This is a genomic window from Streptomyces sp. NPDC127119 (assembly GCF_042677425.1).
GTDB lineage: Bacteria > Actinomycetota > Actinomycetes > Streptomycetales > Streptomycetaceae > Streptomyces.
Genome location: NZ_JBHXTO010000061.1, coordinates 1 through 20,021, shown reverse-complemented (window position 1 = coordinate 20,021; position 20,021 = coordinate 1). Strand labels below are relative to the sequence as shown.

At 70.8% G+C, this 20,021-nt stretch carries 7 protein-coding genes; all 7 read left to right on the top strand.

Annotation, left to right across the window (positions count from 1 at the left end; all coding sequences use genetic code 11):
* Positions 1–348 precede the first annotated feature (348 nt).
* The 7 genes from ACFVH5_RS24325 to ACFVH5_RS24295 all read left to right on the top strand — a co-directional run bounded on the left by ACFVH5_RS24325 (position 349) and on the right by ACFVH5_RS24295 (position 19,914).
* The gene (locus tag ACFVH5_RS24325; RefSeq protein ID WP_385835816.1) at positions 349–6,675 is read left to right on the top strand and encodes a type I polyketide synthase; all 6,327 of its coding nucleotides are present in this window, start codon (positions 349–351) and stop codon (positions 6,673–6,675) included.
* A complete protein-coding gene (locus ACFVH5_RS24320; RefSeq protein WP_385835815.1) occupies positions 6,672–13,385 on the top strand; it encodes a thioester reductase domain-containing protein in 6,714 nt (2,237 codons plus the stop codon). Before ACFVH5_RS24325 ends, ACFVH5_RS24320 begins: the two co-directional genes overlap by 4 nt.
* Positions 13,386–13,417: 32 nt before the next feature.
* Positions 13,418–15,115, top strand: coding sequence for an NAD(P)/FAD-dependent oxidoreductase (locus ACFVH5_RS24315; protein ID WP_385835813.1), 1,698 nt, complete (start codon positions 13,418–13,420; stop codon positions 15,113–15,115).
* 161 nt (positions 15,116–15,276) lie between these two features.
* On the top strand, positions 15,277–16,593 hold the full coding sequence (locus ACFVH5_RS24310; protein ID WP_385835811.1) for a cation:proton antiporter: 1,317 nt from the start codon (positions 15,277–15,279) through the stop codon (positions 16,591–16,593).
* Between the two features lie 143 nt (positions 16,594–16,736).
* Complete coding sequence (locus tag ACFVH5_RS24305) at positions 16,737–17,870, top strand: acyl-CoA dehydrogenase family protein (RefSeq protein ID WP_385835810.1); 1,134 nt, start codon at positions 16,737–16,739, stop codon at positions 17,868–17,870.
* Positions 17,867–19,336, top strand: a complete 1,470-nt coding sequence (locus tag ACFVH5_RS24300) for an AMP-binding protein (protein ID WP_385835808.1) — start codon at positions 17,867–17,869, stop codon at positions 19,334–19,336. Before ACFVH5_RS24305 ends, ACFVH5_RS24300 begins: the two co-directional genes overlap by 4 nt.
* On the top strand, positions 19,333–19,914 hold the full coding sequence (locus tag ACFVH5_RS24295; RefSeq protein WP_385835807.1) for a flavin reductase family protein: 582 nt from the start codon (positions 19,333–19,335) through the stop codon (positions 19,912–19,914). The genes ACFVH5_RS24300 and ACFVH5_RS24295 overlap by 4 nt, the downstream gene beginning before the upstream one ends.
* Positions 19,915–20,021 lie beyond the last annotated feature (107 nt).

The window sequence follows — 20,021 nt, the reverse complement described above, 5'->3', positions numbered from 1 at the left end:
TAATTCCCATTGCTGTGATTCCCGGCGGAACCGAAGGCTGAATTGTCGAGCCGATCGGGTCGGCAAGGTGTCCTCGTCGGCGTCGGTGGGTTCCCCGCGTCTTTCTGTCGCGGCAGCTCCGCAGCGGGATCGGCTGGTCAACTCCCGCTGTCAAGCGGCCTGTTGTCGCTCATTGATGCCACCTCGGTGGCCCGGCGGTGCCCGCCTCTCATGCCCCGTCACGTCGGTGTACGGCTCCTGGTCGCGCCTTGACAGTGAACTCATCGACTGTAGACTTCATTCGCCGATGAATTAATTCACCGTGCTGAACCGCCCGTCCGCTAGCTGGTCCCAGCGAGAGGAGCACCGGTGCGCCACGGACACGAGGACTCCCCGACCGACATCGCAATCGTCGGGGTGGGATGCCGGTTCCCCGGTGGAGTGGTGGACCTGGACGGTTACTGGACTCTGATCTCGGGCAGCCGCACCACGGTCACCGAGGTGCCCGAGGATCGCTGGGGCGACCGCTTCCACGACCCCGATCCCCACAACCCGGGCACCAGTTACTGCGCCCGGGGATCCTTCCTGCCTGGCATCGACCGGTTCGACGCCGATTTCTTCGGCATCTCACCACGCGAGGCCCATGAGATCGACCCGCAGCAGCGCCTGCTGCTCGAAGCGTCCTGGGCGGCCATGGAGGACTCAGGCATCCCGCGCGAGCGCTGGGAGGGCAGCCGCACCGGTGTCTACATGGGCATCCTCGCCATGGACTACACCGTTCTGCACACCAAGACGTCGGGTACGGACGCGATCAGTCCTTACTACGCCAGCGGCAAGGAGTTCAGCTTCGGCTCCGGCCGCATCTCCTACACCTTCGGATTGCACGGCCCGACCCTGATGCTCAACACCGCCTGTTCCTCCTCACTGACGGCCGTACACCTGGCGACCCGCGCGCTGCGAGGCGGCGAGTGCGACGCTGCGCTCGCCGGCGGCGTCAACCTGATGCTGACTCCGGAACTCGGCGTCTTCATGAGCAAGGTCTCGGCCCTGTCGCCCACCGGTGTCTGCCGTCCTTTCGACGCCTCGGCCGACGGTGTGACACGGAGTGAGGGCTGCGGCGTCGTGGTGCTCAAGCGCTACGCGGACGCCGTCGCGGACGGCGACCGTGTGTGGGCCGTCATCCACGGCAGTGCCCTCAACCACGACGGCCGGAGCGCCGGCATCACGGCGCCCAACGCCGGTGCGCAGCAGGAGCTGTTGCGCACCGCTCTGCGCGACGCGGGCCGCACGCCGGCCGAAGTCGACTACGTGGAGGCACACGGCACGGGAACTCCCCTGGGTGACCCGTTGGAACTGGGCGCGCTCGCCGCCGTCATCGGCGCGGAGCGGCCGGCGGGACGACCGCTGTTCGTCGGCTCGCACAAAGCCAACTTCGGACACATGGACTCGGCCGCCGGCATCGCCGGGCTGCTCAAGGCGGTCCTGGTGGCTCGCAGAGGCATCGTCCCGCCGCAGATCAACCTGGACCGGCCCACGTCGCAGATCGACTGGGCCGCGTCCGGTCTCGCGGTCGCCACGGAACTCACGCCGCTGCGCCCGCTGGGTGACCGACCGCTGGTCGGAGTCAGCGCCTTCGGTCTGTCCGGCACCAACGCGCACGTTCTGCTGGGCCCCCCGCTCACGCGAGCCGCAGCGCCGTACGCCGGTGCGGGGCCGTCGGCCCCGGAGGGCCGTCCGCTGCCGATCCTCACGGTCTCCGGGCATACGGAGGTGTCACTACGGAGCCAGGCCGCCGCCTACCGTGACCGGCTCCGCACGATGCCTACGGCCGAGCTGCCGCACCTGGTGCACACCGCTGCCGCCCGCCGTAGCCATCACGAACACCGCGTCGCCGTCATCGGCCGTACGGGTGCGGAACTGGCCGACGCGCTCGACGCCCACTTGGCCGGGCGGGAAGCGCCGTCGGTCATCACGGGCGACGCCATCGACGGCGGTGCCCGGGCGATCGTGCACGCTTTTCCGGACAGCGGTGCACAGGTGCCGTCCGGCGTCGGTCTCGACGCGTACCTGTACGACGCCCATCCGGTTTTCGCCGAGACACTCGACGAGTGCGACGCGCTCTTCGCCGCACACGCGGACTGGTCGCTGATGACCGAGCTGCGGCGTGCCGAAGACCGCGGATCGGCGGGCCTCGACGTCGCTCAGCCGATCGCCTTCGCCGTTCAACTGGGGCTGTCGCGGCTGTGGTCCTCGTACGGTCTCGCACCGGACGCCGTGGTCGGATACGGCGCCGGTGAGATCTGCGCCGCGGTCGTCGCGGGCACGCTCACCCTGCCCGACGCCGCGGAACTGGTCGTACACCGTGGCCGCCTGCTGCTCGGCGCCACGGGCTCCGCGCGGGCGGTCGCCGTCGAGCTCCCGGCAGCAGAGGTGCGGCCGTTCCTGGACGAACGTGGGGGAGAGGTCTTCCTCGCCGCGGTCAACGGACCTTCCGCAGTGGTCGTTTCGGGACCGGCCGAGCCGGTTCGCCGGGTCACCGCCGCGCTGGAGACGCGCGGCGTTCGCTGCACGCCACTGTCCGGCGAGCACGCTGTCCATACCCCGGCCATGCGCCCCCGTGCCGAGAACCTGGCGCGCCGGCTGGGTCACCTCGCCCCGCGCGCCTCGAAGATCACCCTGCTGTCCAGCGTGGCCCCGGAGCTCGACGCGCCGGTCACCGACGCCGCGTACTGGGCGCGCGGTCTGTACGACCGTGTCCAGCTCTGGCCGGCCGTGGACCGCCTGCTCGCCGAGTGCGATGCGGCGTTCATCGAGATCAGCGCGGACCCCGTGCTCGATCGGCAACTTCGGGCCGCGCTGCGGCACCGACGGCGTGGTGGCCCCGTCGTGTCCTCACTGCGTCGCGGCGAATCTGCCGACCACAGCCTTGCCCGTGCGCTGGCCGGCCTGCATGTCGCGGGAGTCCCCGTGGAGTGGCCGCGCGTGATCGGGCGGCGGCGCTACCTCCCGCTGCCGCCGCTGCCACTGGCAGGGGACTCGTACTGGCTCCCCGGTGTCGCCCGTGGCGCGCAGGGCGGCACATCGCCCGAGCACGGAGGACTTACGGCCGAAGTCCGCCTGTACGACGCGGCCGGCAGGGCGGTGACCACGCTCACCACGGCCTCCGTGCCTCCCGCGGCGCACACCACCCCCGTGTCGGCCGCATCGCCGACGCCGGCGTCCCCGGTCGGCCGCGCGGTGGCGGTGTCGTCGGTTCCGGTACCCGCCGAGGCGCGGGCCGAGCTTCCCTTACCGGCTCCGACCGCTGCGCCGGATCCGGTGGCTCAGACCGCGGCCCCGGAGCCGGCCGGAGCCGACCGCCAGGGTGCCGCAGCCGGCCGGCACGAGCGGATCGCCGTGGAGATCAGCCGCCTGTACACCGCTGCCATCGGGCAGGGCTCCGAGCACCGGGTGCCGCGCCGGCGGGGCTTCTTCGAGCTTGGTATGGACTCGTTCTCGCTCAACGATTTCATACGGGCCGTCGAGCGGAAGTTCGACATCACCCTTGATGAAGCGGCCGGACTCCGGTACCCCACCATCACCCAGCTCGCCGACCACATAGCGACACTGATCGGCGACGACGAACCGGCCCACGTTCCGCAAGCCGGCCCGGAACCCGGGCCGGCGGCCGAACCGCGGCCCGAACCGGCGCCCGTCACCGCGCCCACCGCGATGTCCCCGTCGGAGGCCGCTCGGTCCGCCGGGTCTCGCGTCGAAACGGCTGCGCCCCGTCATGCGGCCGCTGAGCCGATCGCCGTCGTCGGGCTCGGCTGCCGACTGCCGGGCGCGGACAGCCCGGACGCGTTCTGGCGGCTGCTCACCGACGGTGTGGATGCCAGTTCGGACGTCCCGAGCGACCGTTTCGACGCGGAGGCCATGCTCGCCGAAGGCCCGGTCACCCCCGGCAGGATCGCCACCCGGCGCGGCTCGTTCCTGGACCGGATCGACGGTTTCGACAACGCCTTCTTCCACGTCTCGGCCCGCGAGGCCCGCAGCATGGACCCGCAGCAGAGGTTGTTCCTCCAGGTCGCGTACGAAGCCCTGGACGACGCGGGCGTGCGCGTCGACGAGCTGTCCGGCTCACGTGTCGGCCTGTACGTCGGGCTCAACACCACCGACTACATGCAGTTGGTCACGCGCGAGAACGAGAACATCGACACCTACTACGGCACCGGCAACTCCTTCTCCGGTACTGCGGGCCGGCTTTCCTACTTCCTCGGTGTACGAGGCCCGAGCATCGCGGTGGACACCGCGTGCGCGTCCTCGTTGACCGCCGTACACCTGGCCTGCCAGGCACTGCGCGCCGGTGAGGCACGACTGGCCGTCGCCGGCGGCTCCAACGTCATCACCAACCCCAGTGTCTACCTGGCGATGTCGGCGGCCGGCGCACTGTCCCCGGACGGGCGCTGCAAGACGTTCTCCGCCGACGCCGACGGATACGGGCGCGGCGAGGGCGCGGGCGCCGTCGTGTTGAAGACCCTCGCTCAGGCCCGGGCGGACGGCGACCGCGTGTACGCGGTGCTGCGCGGCAGCGCCGTCAACCACAACGGCGCCAGTGGCGGCCTGACCGTCCCCAGCGGCGAGGCCCAGGAAGAGGTGATCACCGACGCGCTGGCCCGGTCCGGCGTCGAGCCCGCGGACGTGGCGTACGTGGAGGCCCACGGAACCGGCACCCGGCTCGGCGACGGTATCGAACTCGGCGCGCTGGCAGGCGCCTTGGGCGCCGGTCGACCCGCCGACAAGCCACTGCTCACCGGCTCGGTCAAGACCAACATCGGGCACTTGGAGGCGGCGGCCGGCATTGCCGGCCTGATCAAGACCGCGCTCGCCCTGCACCATGGCGCCATCCCGGCCCACCTTCACCTCAGCGAACCGAACCGGCAGGTGGACTGGTCGACGCTGCCCGTACAGGTCACCACGCGGCGCCGGGACTGGCCGGAAGGTCCTCGGCTCGCAGGCGTCAGTGCCTTCGGCTTCACCGGCACCAACGCCCACGTCGTGCTCGAAAGCGCCGGTTCCGTGGCCGCCCCGGCACCGCCGGACGGGCACCGCCCGTTGGTGCTCGCGCTCTCCGCCGCTGCCGAGCCCGCGTTGCGCGTCGCAGCCGGCCGGATGCGCGCCCGCCTCAGCGGCGCGGATGCCGCGACCGTGGCCGACGTGTGTCACACGGCGGGGGCCCGCCGCAGCCACCTGGAGCACCGTCTGGCGCTCGTCGGCCACACGGCTGCCGAACTGGGCGCCGCGCTGGCCGCGTACGCTGACCGCGCTGCGGACAGCCCAGCCGTCCTGGCGCCCCACGTGCACGAGGGGAGCACGGTGCCGGGGGAGGACCGGCCGTTCGCGCTGGTCTACACCGAGGACGTGCCCGCGCTGCCGTGGCGGTACTGGGGGGCCACGGAACCGGCCTTCGCCGCCGCGTTGGACACGGTGGATGTCGAGGCACGGGCGCTCCTCGGCCGCTCGGCACGGGCGGCGCTGTACGAAGGCACGGGCGCCGGCCCGATCACCGACCCGCTCGGGGTGCTCGCTGCACACCTCGCGCTCACCGCGCTGTGGCGGGCCCATGGCGTGCGCCCGACCGCCGTCGTCGGTCGCGGCATCGGCGAGATCGGCGCGGCCTGCGCGGGCGGCCTGCTCGACGAGCGCGCCGCCGTGCGGGCCGTCGCCGGCCGCTCGGACGTGCGGCTGACCGGGACACCCGGCTGCGCCGTACACCTCGACTCCGTGGCCGCCGACGACTCATCGGCGACGCCGGCCGTCTGGACCCCGCCGTCGGCCGGCCGCAGCGGTGCCTGGCGGCCTGAAGTTGCCCGAGCGCTCGGTGAACGCGGCATCGAAACCGTGCTCGGCGTCGCTCTCGACGGCTCGGCGGCGGCCGCGTTGACCACCGCCGAGCCGGTCGGCCCTTCCGCCGCGGAGGCCGCCGCGGCCGGCGGAGAGGTCCAGGAACTGCCGGCGCACCACATGGCCGAACTCCATGTACGGGGCTGCCGCGTCGACTTCACCGCGCTGCTCGGGGGCCGTCGGCCGGTCGTCTCGTTGCCGGCCTACGCCTGGCAACTGCGGCGGCACTGGATCGACGACGACCGAACCGCCGGCAAGGCCCCGGCACCCGGTCCAGCTCCCGCCGAACCGCGGCCGGTGCCCGCCGCGGATACCGGCCCGGCCGCCGGTCTTGTGGCGCCGCTTGCTGCCGAAGTGCACTCGCTGCCCGTCGAGTCGCGGCCGGAGCTGATGCTGACCAGGGTGCTGGCAGCCGTTGCCGAGGTGCTCGGCGAGCCGACCGGCGCCGATGTCGATCCCGACACAGGGTTCTTCGAACTGGGCCTGGACTCGGTGATGGCGGTGGCACTGATGGAACAGCTGGGCCGGCTGCTGGCCGTCGAGTTGGAGCCCACCCTCACGTTCGAGCAGCCCACCTCCCGTGCGCTCGCCGGCCATCTCCTCGACCTCGTGGACCTGGTGGACACCGAGCCGGTGGCGGCTGTCGCGCCTCGGGCACCGTCCGCGGAACCCGTTGCCGTGCCGCCCGAGACGTTCACCGAGCCGGAGGAGGACCAGGACGACGGCCTTGCCGAGCTGTCCGACGACGATCTCGCCAACCGCTTGCTGGACCGGATTGCCCGCTCCGAGGCTCTGCTGAACGAGGTGTTATGACGATGCAAGGCCAGTCCAAGGACCCCGATTACCGTAAGCATCTCGTGACCGCGGTGCGCACCATCGAGCGGCTGGAGCGGCGTCTCGCCACCAGCCGCGACGCGTGGCTCGACGAGCCCGTCGCGCTCGTCGGCATGGGCTGCAGATTCCCCGGCGGCGCGAACACCCCCGAGGACTTCTGGGACCTGCTGCGCCACGGCGTGGACGCGACATCGGAGTTTCCCGGCGACCGTGCGGACGCGCAGTCCGTCTACGACGCCGACCCCGATGCGCCGGGCAAGGCGTACACGGTCCGCGGCGGATTCATAGACCGGGTCGACCGCTTCGAACCCGAGGTGTTCGGCATCACGCCCCGCGAGGCACGCGGCATGGATCCACAGCACCGCATCGCGCTCGAGGTGACCTGGGAGGCACTGGAGCGCGCCGGCTACGCGCCGGACGCCCTCGACGGCAGCCGGACCGGCGTCTACCTCGGTATCAGTACCACCGACTACGTGCGGCTGCGCCAGCAGATCGGCGACGTCAAGGACATCGACGCCTACCAACTGGTCGGTGAACCCAGCTTCCTGGCCGGACGCATCTCCTACGCGCTCGGTCTGCGCGGACCGAGCCAGGTGCTCGACACGGCCTGCTCCTCCTCCCTGGTCGCTCTGCATGACGCGTGCCAGGCGCTGCGGCTGCGGCAGTGCGACATGGCACTGGCCGGCGGTGTGAATCTGATGCTGGCGCCCTACGGCTTTGTACTGATGAGCAAGTTCCGTGCGCTGTCCCCGGACGGGCGCTGCAAGAGCTTCTCCGCGGACGCGGACGGGTACGCGCGTGGCGAGGGCGCCGCCGTGGTGGTCCTGCGCCGTCTTGCGGACGCGCTCGTGGACGGCGACCACGTCCTCGGCGTCGTACGGGGCACGGCGGTCAACCACGACGGCCGCTCCAGCGGCCTGACCGTGCCCAACCCCGCCGCCCAGCAGGACATGCTGCGCGCCGCCCTGGCACAGGCGGGCGTCGAACCGCACCAGATGGACTACGTGGAGGCGCACGGCACCGGCACCTCGCTCGGCGACCCGATCGAACTGCGCGCCCTGGACGCGGTCCTCGGCCGGGGCCGGGCCGACGACGCGCCGCTTCTGGTGGGTACGGTCAAGACGAACATCGGCCACTTGGAGCCTGCCGCCGGGGTGGCGGGCCTGATCAAACTGGTGCTCGCTCTCCAGCACGGCGAGATACCGCCCAGCCTGCACTTCAACGAGCCCAACCCCAACATCGCCTGGGACCGCCTCAAGGTGGAGGTCACCGGGGAGCTGCGCGCCTGGCCGGAACGCGGCGAGACACGCGTCGGGGGTGTCAGCAGTTTCGGGGTCTCGGGCACCAACGCGCACGCCGTCGTCACCTCACCGCCTCCCCGGACCGACGACGATTCGGGCGGCGACGCGGCGAACACCTCCCCGTACGGACTGTTCCTGGCATCGGCCCGCACCGAGCCCGCACTGCGCGAACTCGCCTCTCGGTACGTACGTCACCTGCGCCGCGAACCCAGCCTGAACCTCGCCGACCTGTGCTGGACCACACACGTCGGGCGTGCGCGGCAGATCAACGGTCTCGCCGCCGTCGTCGGCTCGGTCGACGAGCTGGCCGACCAGCTGGATGTCTACGCCCAGGGCCGCACGAGCCCCGCCCTCGCGACCGGCACTCTCCCGCCGTACAAGCACCGCAAGGCCGCCTGGCTGTTCACCGGCCAGGGTGCCCAGTACGCCGGCATGGGACAGGAACTGCTGGCCGAGCCGGCCTTCGCCGCCGCCTATGAGGAGGCTGAGCGAGCGCTCGACGCATGGCTGGACCGTCCGCTGCGCGATGTCGTCCGGCCCGTCGACGGCCAGGACACCTCCATCGACGACACCCGCTACACCCAGCCGGCGCTGTTCGCGCTGGAGTACGCGCTCGCCAAGTTGCTGATGGCCTGGGGTCCCGCGCCGGCCGCGCTCGCCGGGCACAGCGTGGGCGAGATCGCGGCGGCCTGCGTTGCCGGCGTCTTCTCCGTCACCGATGCCGCACGGCTGGTGGTGACGCGGGCACGCCTGATGGCCGCGCTGCCGGCCGGCGGCGTGATGGTTGCCCTGCGCTGTGACGAGGCGACCGCCCGTGCCGCCGCCGGGTCCTACTCCGACACCGTGTCGGTCGCCGCCGTCAACGCGCCCGACGAGGTGGTGCTCTCCGGTGCCGACGCCGACGTGAGCGCCGTGTGCGCCCTGCTGGAGAGCCAAGGCGTCAAGGGCCGCAGGCTCACCGTGTCGCATGCCTTCCACTCGCCGCTGCTCGTTCCGATGGTGGAGGGGTTCCGCGAAACGCTTCGGTCGCTCTCCTACGCCAAACCGAAGCTGCCGCTGGTGTCCGACCTCACGGGGAAGTACTGGACCGATGCCGAGGTCGGCCCCGAGTACTGGGTGCGGCACGCCTTGGGCGCGGTCCGCTTCGCCGACACGGTCACGGCCCTGCACAAGGACGGCTTCCAGACGTTCTGCGAGATCGGCCCCGCTCCCGTCCTCACCTCGCTGGGGCGCCGCTGCCTGGGCGACGACGCCACGTTCGTGCCCATCCTGCGGCGCGGCGACGACGCCCGGCGGCGGGTGCGGCAGGCGGTCGGCACGCTGCGGCTGCGCGGGGCGAACGTCGACTGGGAAGCGTTCCACGAAGGGGCGCGCGTCCGTCGGGTCCCGTTGCCGACCACCCCCTGGCAGGGCGACTCGTACTGGTTCGACGAGGTACACGCAGCCCCCGAGACCTCCGTCGCGTCGGTGTCCCCCGTCGCCGGCGCGGCGGAACCCATCAGCGGCCCCCTCCCCGGTCTGCGCCGCATCGCGAGTGCGGTACCCACCTACGAGCTCGCCACCGCCGACGAGCACTGGTCGTCGGAGGCCCGTGCGGACGCCAACGGCCTGTCGCACCTACCGCTCGGTACTCTGGTCGCCATAGCGCTCGCGGCCACCGAAGACTGCCTGGGCGGTCGGTTCAGTACCGTCGCCGAGGCCGAACTCACCGAGCCGTTGGCGCCGGACGAGGAACGTACCGTGCAGCTCGTTGTCACGGAGGGCGGCGACGGTCACGTCCGCTGCGAGTACCGCAGCATCTCCGCGCACGAGGAGCGGGCGGGAGCCGGCTGGCGGCTGCATGCCCGAGTCGTCCTGCGCCGCAGGCTCGACACGGCCCGGTTGACGCGGACGCTGACCGCGGCGCCGACGCTCGACACGGCGGCGTACCCCACGGTCCTGAGCGCCGGACAGGAGACGCCGCCCAGGGCCCCGCGCGAGCTTCGGCATGGTGTCGACGGCGTGCTGGCCACGCTCGACGACGCGCCCGACTGGATCACCCTGCTCGACACGCTGGCCGCCGTCGGCAGCCAGGCCGTGCAGGCCGAGTCCGAGAACCCGACCGAGGCAATCGTGATGCGCCGCGTGCAGGGCCTGACGTGTTTCTCGCCGGAAGAGGTCCGCCACCTGCGGGTTCAGGTGCGGCGCACCGCGGTCGGCCGGTACCGCGCCGACGTCGACCTTTTCGACACCGGCGGCGGCTATCTCGGCGGCGGCCGCGCACGGTTCGCCGCGGTGGAGCCGGCCGCCGCGCCGGCGCCCTGGCGAGACACGAACGAGCTGACGTACGACGTCACCTGGGACACCACGGTCCCCGCCGACGGCATCGACCAGGAGGGCCTGACCGGCGAGGGCTTTCTGCTGGTCTCCGACGGCGGCGCCGGCGGCCTGGCCGAGCGGTTCGCCGCCGCGCTGCGCGATCTTGGAGCCCAGGTTGCCGTCACCGCACCGCCGGTGAGCGGTGTCGCCGACGGCTGCGTCCCCGACGAGGAGGGCGTGCGCGCGGCGTTGGCCGACTGGTGTGCCACGGTCCGGCGTCCCGGCCGCATCGTCTTGTTGACCGGCCTCGACGCGCCCCGCCTCGACCACGCCGACGCGTGGCGCCTGGAGGAGTATGCCGCGCGGGGCGAGTTGCTCACCGTCGCGCTTCTCAAGGAACTCGCCGAACGGAACGACTGCGCCCGGACCAGGCTGACCGTCGTGACCCGTGGCGCCATGCCCGTCGGCCCCGGCAGCGAGGTGCACAACGCGGCGGCCCACACGCTCTGGGGGCTCGGCCGGGTCATCGCCCTGGAGAGCCCCGAGCGCTGGGGCGGTGCCATCGACCTGGATCCGTGGGAGAGCCCGGCGGACGCCGACCGGCTGATTGCGGCGATGGGACGGACCGCGCAGGAGGACGAGCAGGCACTGCGTGGCGCCGACGTCCACGTGCCACGGCTGGTACCTCAGCGGGCCGATTCGTCCGAACAGCGCCGCGCCCCCAGCGTGCGCCCCGACGGCACGTACTTGATCACAGGTGCTTTCGGTGCCATCGGTCTGGCGCTCTCCGAGTGGCTGGCGCGGGCCGGCGCCGGACGGCTTGTGCTGCTCGGACGCACCCCGCTGCCGGACCGCTCCGAGTGGTCGTCGCGCCTGCCGGCCTCCGTACGCGCCCGGGTGAAGGCCGTCCGGGAACTGGAACGGCTCGGCACCGAGGTCATGGTGGTCACCGCCGACGTGGCCGACGAGGCGGCCATGCTCGGGGTCTTCCAGGAGTTGGGGCGCCACCCGCTGCCGCTGCGCGGCGTCGTGCATGCGGCCGGCGTTTCACTGCCCCAGTTCCTCAAGGACGTGGACACGGCCGACTACCGCAAGGTCTGGCGGCCGAAGGTGATCGGCGGCTGGTTGCTCCATCAGCTCTCGCGCGGCGCCGAGCTGGACTTCTTCCTCGGGTTCTCCTCCATCGCCGCCACCTGGGGTTCGCAGCATCTGGCGAGTTACGCGGCCGGCAACGCCTTTCTGGAGGGCCTGGCTCACCAGCGCAGGACCGAGGGACTGCCGGCGCTCACCGTGGCCTGGGGGCCGTGGGAGCTGGACTCCAGCCTCTTCGACGAAGAGGTGATGGCGTTCCTCACCTCCACCGGCCTGTACCCGCTCTCCGGCGAGCAGTGCCTGCACCTGCTCGGCGGGCTGCTCGCCTCGGACCGCGCCCACCAGGTGATCTGCGCGGTGGACTGGTCCGTCTACAAGTCCGTCATGGAGGCCAGGATCGAGCGGCCCCTGTTTCGTACCATCGTGCCCGACGAGGGGAGCGACGTTCGGAGTGGGGGGAGGGACTCCCTCGTCGAGGAACTGACCGGGAGTACCCGCGACGAACGCAGGGCGCGCCTCGCCACGTACATCCGGGAGACTGTCGCCGAGGTCGCCGGCGTCGAGCCGGGCGCCATCGCTGCCGATCAGGACGTGCTGGAGTACGGCCTGGACTCGCTGATGGTCATGGACGTGGTGCGGCAGTGCAAGCGCAGGCTCGGCCTCAGTATCAAGGCCAGTCAGCTGTTCGAACACAGCACGCTCGCCGACTGGAGTGAACTCCTGTACTCCGAATTCTCCCGCGAGCACATCGGCGCCGATTCCGGTATCCCGAAGGACGCGGATCGCGGCTCCGTCGCGAGCGGCGATGCGACCGACCCGGCCTGGCTGCGCGGCGACGTCGGCCTGGACCCGGCCATCCAGCCTCCCACCGAGGTGCCGGCGGTGAGGGCCGGGCAGCGACACGTTCTGCTCACCGGCGCCACCGGCTTCCTCGGCGCCCATCTGCTGGACGAGTTGCTGCGCCGCACCGAGGCCACGGTGCACTGCCTGGTCCGGTGCGCCGGCCCGGAAGACGGCCTGCGCCGGATCAGGGCGAACTACGAGCGCTACCTGACGTGGCCGGCGGAGGCCGACACGAGGGTCACGCTGGTACCCGGCGACCTGGAGAAGCCGCTGTTCGGCCTGGAGGAGCGGACGTTCGACGCGCTGGGCGAGCTGCTCGACGGCATTTACAACAACGGAGCCCGGGTCAACTTCAGCTACACCTACGACCAGTTGCGCCCCGCGAACCTGGTGGGCACCGAGGAAATCCTGAGGCTGGCCTGCCGGGGCCGGCTCACGCCGGTGCACCACGTCTCGACGTACGGCATCTGGGGCATACCGAACGACGGCCGCACGGTCATCGGCGAGAGCGACCCGATCGCCGACGCGGGACGCCTGGTCACCGGCTACGCGCAGACCAAGTGGGCGGCCGAGCGGCTGGTCGAGCTGGGCCGCGAGCGAGGCATCCCCATCGATCTCTACCGGCCGGGCCGAGTGCTGGGGAACTCCCGTACCGGCGCCGCGCTGGCCACCCACTTCACCATCAAGGTGATCAAGGGCTGCGTCCAGCTCGGCCTGGTGCCCGATCTGGACCTCGACATCGAGATGACCCCGGTCGACTACGTCACCTCGGCCTTGGTCGCCATCGCCGCCGACAAGACCGCTTTCGGCACCAATTACCACCTGCTCAACCGGCACAAGATGCGCTTCGCCGAGCTCGCCGACGTGCTCCGCGCCCGCTGGCAGGTCCGCCTGGTGCCGGTGGCCGAGTGGTGGGAGGCGCTGCGCGCCGGTTACGGCGTGGCCGAGAACGAACTGCACACCGTGATGGACGTGGTGGAGGAGTTCATCGTCGGCGGCGAGGAGGCCATCGACTACGACGACAAGAATGCGGAGGCGGCCCTGGCCGCCACGGGAATCACGTGTCCGCCGCTGGACCATCGCCTGCTCGACACCTATCTGGGGTGGTTGTCCCGCACGGGCCACCTGCCGGAGCCGGCGCGCGCACGCTCCTGAGCCATCGACGGACCGACGACGGAGAGACAGCGATGCCCAGAAAGACAGCCCCCAAGAACTTACGGAAGCGGACGGCGGCCGCCGAGTACGACGTCGCTGTCCTCGGCGCCCACCTCACCGGAGGCCTGCTGGCCGCCATCATCGCCCGGCGGGGCGTACGGACCGTGCTCGTCGACACCGCGGAGGACCGGGCGCGGCCGGCCGGCGAGAGCACCGTGCCCTACACCTCCGAGGTGTTCTCGCTGCTCGCCGAGCGGTTCGAGGTGCCGGAGATCGCGACGTTCGCGCACTTCACCGACCTGCCGGAGGAGGTACGCCGAGCCAGCGGCGTCAAGAAGAGCCTGGGCTTCCTCCACCACGATCCGGGCCGGGAGCAGGACGCAAGGAAGGCCATCCAGTTCAACGTGCCGGGCGAGCACACGGAGTGGCACCTGTACCGGCCGGAGGCCGACGCGTACGCGTGCCGCATCGCGGCGACCCACGGTGCGCACATCGACGAGGACCGCTCGCCGCTCGCCAAGGTCGACCTGGCCGAGGACCGGACCGCGCTCGTCCTTGAGAATGGCCGGACGCTCAGCGCCCGATACGTGGTGGACGCTTCAGGTCCGGGCTCGCCGCTGCTCGCCGCCGCCGGCGTGGGGCCGGCCGAGTCCGTGCGCACGCCGCTGCGCTCCCGTCTGTTGTCCGCGCACTTCACCGGCGTGCGGCCGTTCGAGTCGGTGCTCCCGCTGGCCCGATACCCGGGCGCCACCGCGTGGTCGCACGGCTCGTTCCACCACGTTTTCGACGGCGGCTGGATCCAGGTGGTGAGCTTCGACAACCACGAAGGAGCCAGGAACGGCCTGTGCAGCGTGACGGTCAGCGTGTGCCCCGAGAAGTTCGCCGACCTGCCGGAGGACCCCGAGGACGCCTTCCGTGCCCTCATCGGTCGCTATCCCAGCATTGCCGGCCAGTTCGTCTCCGCGCGGACCACCACCCCCTGGGCGCACGAGAAGCAATGGCAGTGGCGCGCCGAGCGGACCACCGGACCTCGGTGGCTCGCCATCGGCCGGGCCGCCTGTCGCGCCGAGGAGGTGCTGGCGAGAGACGTGACGGTCGGCATGGAGATGGTGCACTCCACTGCCGCAGCGCTGCTGCGGGTGGTGGTCGACCCGGAGCAGGAGGACGCGGAGTTCACCCGTGTCGCCGACTTCCAGGACCACCTGATCGACTTCAACGATCGGCTCCAGATGGGGCTGCGCACCGCCGGGAATCACTTCCAACTCCTCAACGCCTACCTGCGCATCTGGCTGCTGTGGCAGATCCTCGCCGACCTGTCACTGAAGCGGGCCCGTCTGGACTGCGAGCATGTCCCGGAGGACTCCTGGTCCGCGGTCGAGCGGTTCGATTCCGAGCTGTGGTTCCGTACCCCGGAGGGCTTGCCGCGCGCGCTGCGCCATCTGTTCGACCAGATGGACGCCGTCCGCGCCGGCCGTAGCACCGCAGTCGGAGCGGCCCGCGGCATCTTCTCCTGGCTGCGCGGGGAACGGTTCGTGCCGCCGCTGTACCGTTTCGCCGAACCCCGCGACCGCGTCTACACGTTCACGCTCCGGCGCCGCATGCTCATGCTCCTGTGGGCCAAGACCGTCGCGCCCGCCGACTTCCGACGCCTGCTGACCCAGGACAACGTCACCGGCCGCCGGGACGACGCCCCACCGGTGACCGCCGGACGCGCCCAGACCGAAGTCTGAGGCACGGCGGGCTGCGGATCCCGATCGCCGCGATCACCGCAGCCCGCTCGGCTCAAGAACATCGTCCGTCCCACGGGGGCTCGGCATGGGTCATGTCCAGGAGCACTCCGTCGTTCGTATATCGGTTTCCTTCCGGTTCCCCTGCCCAGCGGAGATTCTGCATGAAGAGCGCTGAACACACGGAGTGGACAACCATCACCACCCTCGGTGGTATCGCTCTGGTACTCGTGATCGGGGCGGCCTTCGCTCTCCTCGCGCGCCGCCTGCGCCAGCCGACGGTCATCGGTGAGATCACCGCCGGCATCTGTCTCGGACCGAGTCTGCTGGGGGTGCTGCCGGGCAACCTGCCCGAGCACTTCTTCCCCATGGAGGTCCGGCCCTATCTGAACGTGGTCGCCCAAGTGGGCCTGCTCCTCTTCATGTTCACCATCGGGTGGCACTTCGACCAGACCACCCTGCGGGGTCGCGGGCGGGCCACCGGTACCATCTGGCTGGGAGCCGCCGCGCTGCCGATGGCCCTCGGTTTCGGCCTGGCCGCCGTGCTGTACGGCTCCTACCGAACGGTGAACGGCGAGGAGATCGCCTTTCTGCACTTCGGACTCTTCATCGGCACGGCCATATCGATCGCCGCCTTCCCGGTCCTCGCGCGCATCATCACGGACAAGCAGCTGTACCACTCCCGCATCGGGAACTTCGCACTCGCACTCGCCGCGCTGGACGACATCCTCGCCTGGTGCCTGCTGGCCGTTGTGGTCGCCATGGTCTCCGCGTCCGGCGCGGGCACCTTCCTTGCCGTCATCGGCTGGGGCGTCGTCTACATCGTCGTGATGCTGGGCATGGTCCGCCCCGTCCTGGCCTTCCTGGCGGCACGGGCCGGCACCGCCGCCGCACCCGTGCTCCCGATGCTGGCCGCCACCGGTGCCCTCACCTCGGCCTACGTCACCTCGAACATCGGCCTGCACGCCATTTTCGGAGCATTCTTCTTCGGCCTGGTCATGCCCCGCTCCGATCAGCAGGAGCTGCTGCGTCAGTCCGCGCTGATCCCCATCGAGCACGCCAGCAAGCTGCTGCTGCCCGTCTTCTTCGTGGTCACGGGGCTCTCCGTGGACCTGACCTCGCTCACCGCGACCGGTGCCATGTACATGGTGCTGATCATCGTGGTGGCCTGTGTGGGAAAGCTGGGCGGCGTGTTGCTCTGTTCCCGCCTCAACGGCATGGGCTGGCACGAGTCCTACACACTCGGCCTGCTGTTGAACACCCGTGGCCTGACCGAACTGGTCATTCTGAACGTCGGTCTCGGTATCGGCCTGCTCGGCACCGAACTCTTCAGCGCGATGGTGATGATGGCGCTGGTCACCACCGCCATGACCTCTCCGCTGCTGTCCCACACCCTTCGCCGCCGCGCGACCGCGAACTCGGTGTCCGAGTCGCAGAAGGCGCGACCGGCGACGGCCGCCCCCTCCACCGGATCACGCTGACCCCACAGCGCTCCCGCCGACCGCCGAGCCGGGAAGGCCGACGCCGGTAATTTCCCGCAGATCACAGAGAACCCGTCCAACTCTGAGCGGGCCGACCCCGGCACGTCGAAACGTCGAAACGTCGAAACGTCAAAGGAGGACATGTGCGCTTCGAGTGGTCCTACGAGCAGCAGACAGCCTACGACGACACACTCGCCGCGGCGCGGGATCGGTTCCCCGAACCGATTCACGACCGCAACTTCGACCGGAAGGAATGGCGGACCCTGGGTGACCTCGGCCTGCTGGGGCTGAGTATCCCCGTCGCCTACGGCGGCGGCGGTCTCGGTGCCCTCGACACGGCCCACCAGGTGGAGGCGCTCGGCCGGGGCTGCGCGGACACCGGCATCGTCTTCGCGTCGAGCGCGCACCTCTTCGCCTGCGCCATGCCCTTGGTGACGTTCGCCACCGAGCAGGCCAAGCGGCACTTCCTGCCTGGAATGGCCTCCGGAGAGCTGATCGCCGGCAACGCCATGACCGAGGAGGACGCGGGCTCCGACGTCTCCCGGCTGGCCGTCACCGCGACTGCGACGACCGGCGGCTTCGTCCTCAACGGCACCAAGAGTTTCGTCACCAACGGGCCGATCTCCGACGTCTACGTCACCTACGCGACTACCGACCCGCACGCCGGCCATCTGGGCGTGACCGGCTTTGTGGTGCCCCGTACGTCCCAGGGCGTGCGGGTCGGGGAGCCCTTCGTCAAGATGGGTCTCACCTCCGTACCGGCAGGCACTGTCACCTTCGAGGACTGCTTCGTCCCCGACGAGCACGTCCTGGGCGCACCCGGGCAGGGCGGTGTGATCTTTCAGCACTCCATGGGGTGGGAGCGGGCCTGTCTGTTCGCCGGCTACCTCGGCCTCCTGGAGCGCGTGCAGGAGCGGGCCGTCGAACACGCCCGAACCCGACGTCAGTTCGGCGCCCCGATCGGCGCCAACCAGGCGGTGTCGCACACGTTGGCGGACATGAAGGTGCGGCTGGAGAGCGCCCGTCTACTGCTCTACCGTGCCTGCTGGGAGATGGATGCCGGGGCGCAGTCCCCACTCAACGTCGCGCTGTCCAAGCTGGCCGTCTCCGAGGCGGCGCTCGCCGGCGCTCTGGACACGGTCAGGATCTACGGCGCGCGGGGTTATCTGAGAGACGCCGGAATCGAGACCCTGCTGCGGGACACCGTCCCCGCGACCATCTTCTCCGGTACCTCTGACATTCAACGGGTGATCATCGCAAGGGAGTTGGGACTATGAGGCTGCATGAACTCGTCATCGACTCCGCCCGGGCGGCGCCCGACGCACTTGCCGTCGCTGGGCCGGACGGAATCCTCGACTACGGACGGTTGGACACGCTCGCCGACCGCTACGCCCACGCGCTGCGCGCCCGGGGTCTCTCAGCGGGCGATCGCGTGGTGCTGTGGACCGGGAAGAGTGTGCACGCCGTCGCCGTCATGCAGGGCGCGCTGCGGGCCGGCGTGATCTACGCGCCGGTCACCTCCACGAACCCGGTCAGGCGAGTGGCCCGCGTGGCCACCGACTGCGGCGCCGCGCTGATCGTGGCCGACGCCGATATGGCGGAGCGGGCCCCGGCGTTGAGTCAGGTCATCGGCGTCCCCGTGGTGACCTCGACCACGCTGCTCGACGAGACCGCGATGCGGGGGGCGTTCGCGCCGCATGCCGGCCGACCCGACGACCCCGCCTACATTCTCTACACCTCAGGGTCCACAGGCGAACCCAAGGGCGTCTGCCTCAGCCACCGCAATGCGCTGGCATTCGTCGACTGGGCGGTCGACCTGCTGGATGTGAACCCCGCCGACCGGCTGTCCAACCACGCGCCGTTGAATTTCGACCTGTCCGTCTTCGATCTCTACGCCGCCTTCAGGGCCGGTGCCTCCGTGCACCTGATCCCCCCCGAACTCGCCTACGCGCCCGCCGAACTCGTACGCTTCATGCGCGAACAGGACATCAGCATCTGGTACTCGGTGCCGTCCGCGCTGAGCCTGATGATGCGCGAGGGGGGCCTCCTCGCAGCCGAGCCGACGGCCGCCCTGCGGGCCTGTGTCTTCGCCGGCGAACCGTTCCCCGTCAACCAGGTCAAGGCGCTGCGCAAGGCGTGGCCGGGGATACGACTGCTGAACTGGTACGGGCCCACCGAGACCAACGTCTGTACCTCCTACGAGGTGACCGACGCGGACCTCGGCCGCACCGGAACGCTGCCCATTGGTACGGCATGCTCCGGAGATGTCGTCCACCTGTACCCGGCGGATCCACAGGGCGAGATCGTGGTGAGCGGTCCTACGGTGATGCTGGGCTACTGGGGCCGCGAGCCGCAGTCCGGCCCGTACCACACCGGCGACATCGGGCAGCTCGACACGCAGGGCAACCTGCTCTATGCCGGGCGGGTCGACCATATGGTCAAAGTGCGCGGTCACCGGATCGAGCTGGGCGAGATCGAGGCCGCGATCAGCGCGCATCCCCATGTCACCGATGTCGCGGTGGTGGTGGTCGGCGAGGGCCTCGACGCTCGACTTCACGCCGTCGTGACACCTGCTCCGTGGGCCTCCGTGCGGCTCGTCGACCTCAAACGCCAGTGCGCCGAGAGCCTGCCGACCTACATGATCGTCGACGCCCTGCACATCGTGGACGCACTGACGCTCACGTCCAACGGCAAGAAGGACCGCGCGGCCATGGCCGCGGCCATCGAAGGGAGCGCACGATGACGACTGTTTCCGCCCCGCCGCGCGTACCGGGCACCGACGAGGACGGACTGCCCTCGGTGGATCGTGCCGGCTTCCGCTCGCTGATGGGCTCCTTCATGAGCGGCGTGTCCATCCTGACCAGTCGCCGCGCGGACGACAGCCCGGTCGGCATGACCTGCTCCGCGGTGTGCAGCGTCTCCGCGGACCCGCCGCTTCTCCTGGCCTGTGTCAACACACCGAGCGCCACGCTGGACGCCATCACGGACAAGAATCGGTTCGTCGTCAATTTCCTGGACGTCGGCGCGGACACCGTCTCCGACCTGTTCGCGAGCCGTACCGCGGACAAGTTCGATGTGGTCGACTGGCTGCCGGGCGAGGTCACCGGGATGCCGGTGCTTGCCGACGTCGTGGCGCACGCCGAGTGTGTGGTCCACGAGGTGCGGGAGGCCGGCGACCATGTGATTGTCATCGGCCGGATCACCGGGGGTGAGGTGATGCCCGAGCGGTTCCCGCTGGGCTACTGGCGTGGCAGCTACACTCGCTCGCTGCGTATGCCCCGCAGGACGGGGCAGGCGGCTGAGGAGTCCTCCAGGGGGTGAACACCCTGTCACGAGCCGGGGGGGGGGGGGGGGGGGGTGAGGGAACCGCCCCGGGGGGATTGGTTTTGAGGGGCAACCCACGAGCGGAGGGGGGGGGGTTCCAAAAC

What these genes read in the sequence shown, in the direction of transcription:
- ACFVH5_RS24295 (WP_385835807.1), top strand. Translation starts at nt 19,333, where the DNA reads ATGACGACTGTTTCCGCCCCGCCGCGCGTACCGGGCACCGACGAGGAC.
- ACFVH5_RS24310 (WP_385835811.1), top strand. Translation starts at nt 15,277, where the DNA reads ATGAAGAGCGCTGAACACACGGAGTGGACAACCATCACCACCCTCGGT.
- ACFVH5_RS24315 (WP_385835813.1), top strand. Translation starts at nt 13,418, where the DNA reads ATGCCCAGAAAGACAGCCCCCAAGAACTTACGGAAGCGGACGGCGGCC.
- ACFVH5_RS24320 (WP_385835815.1), top strand. Translation starts at nt 6,672, where the DNA reads ATGACGATGCAAGGCCAGTCCAAGGACCCCGATTACCGTAAGCATCTC.
- ACFVH5_RS24300 (WP_385835808.1), top strand. Translation starts at nt 17,867, where the DNA reads ATGAGGCTGCATGAACTCGTCATCGACTCCGCCCGGGCGGCGCCCGAC.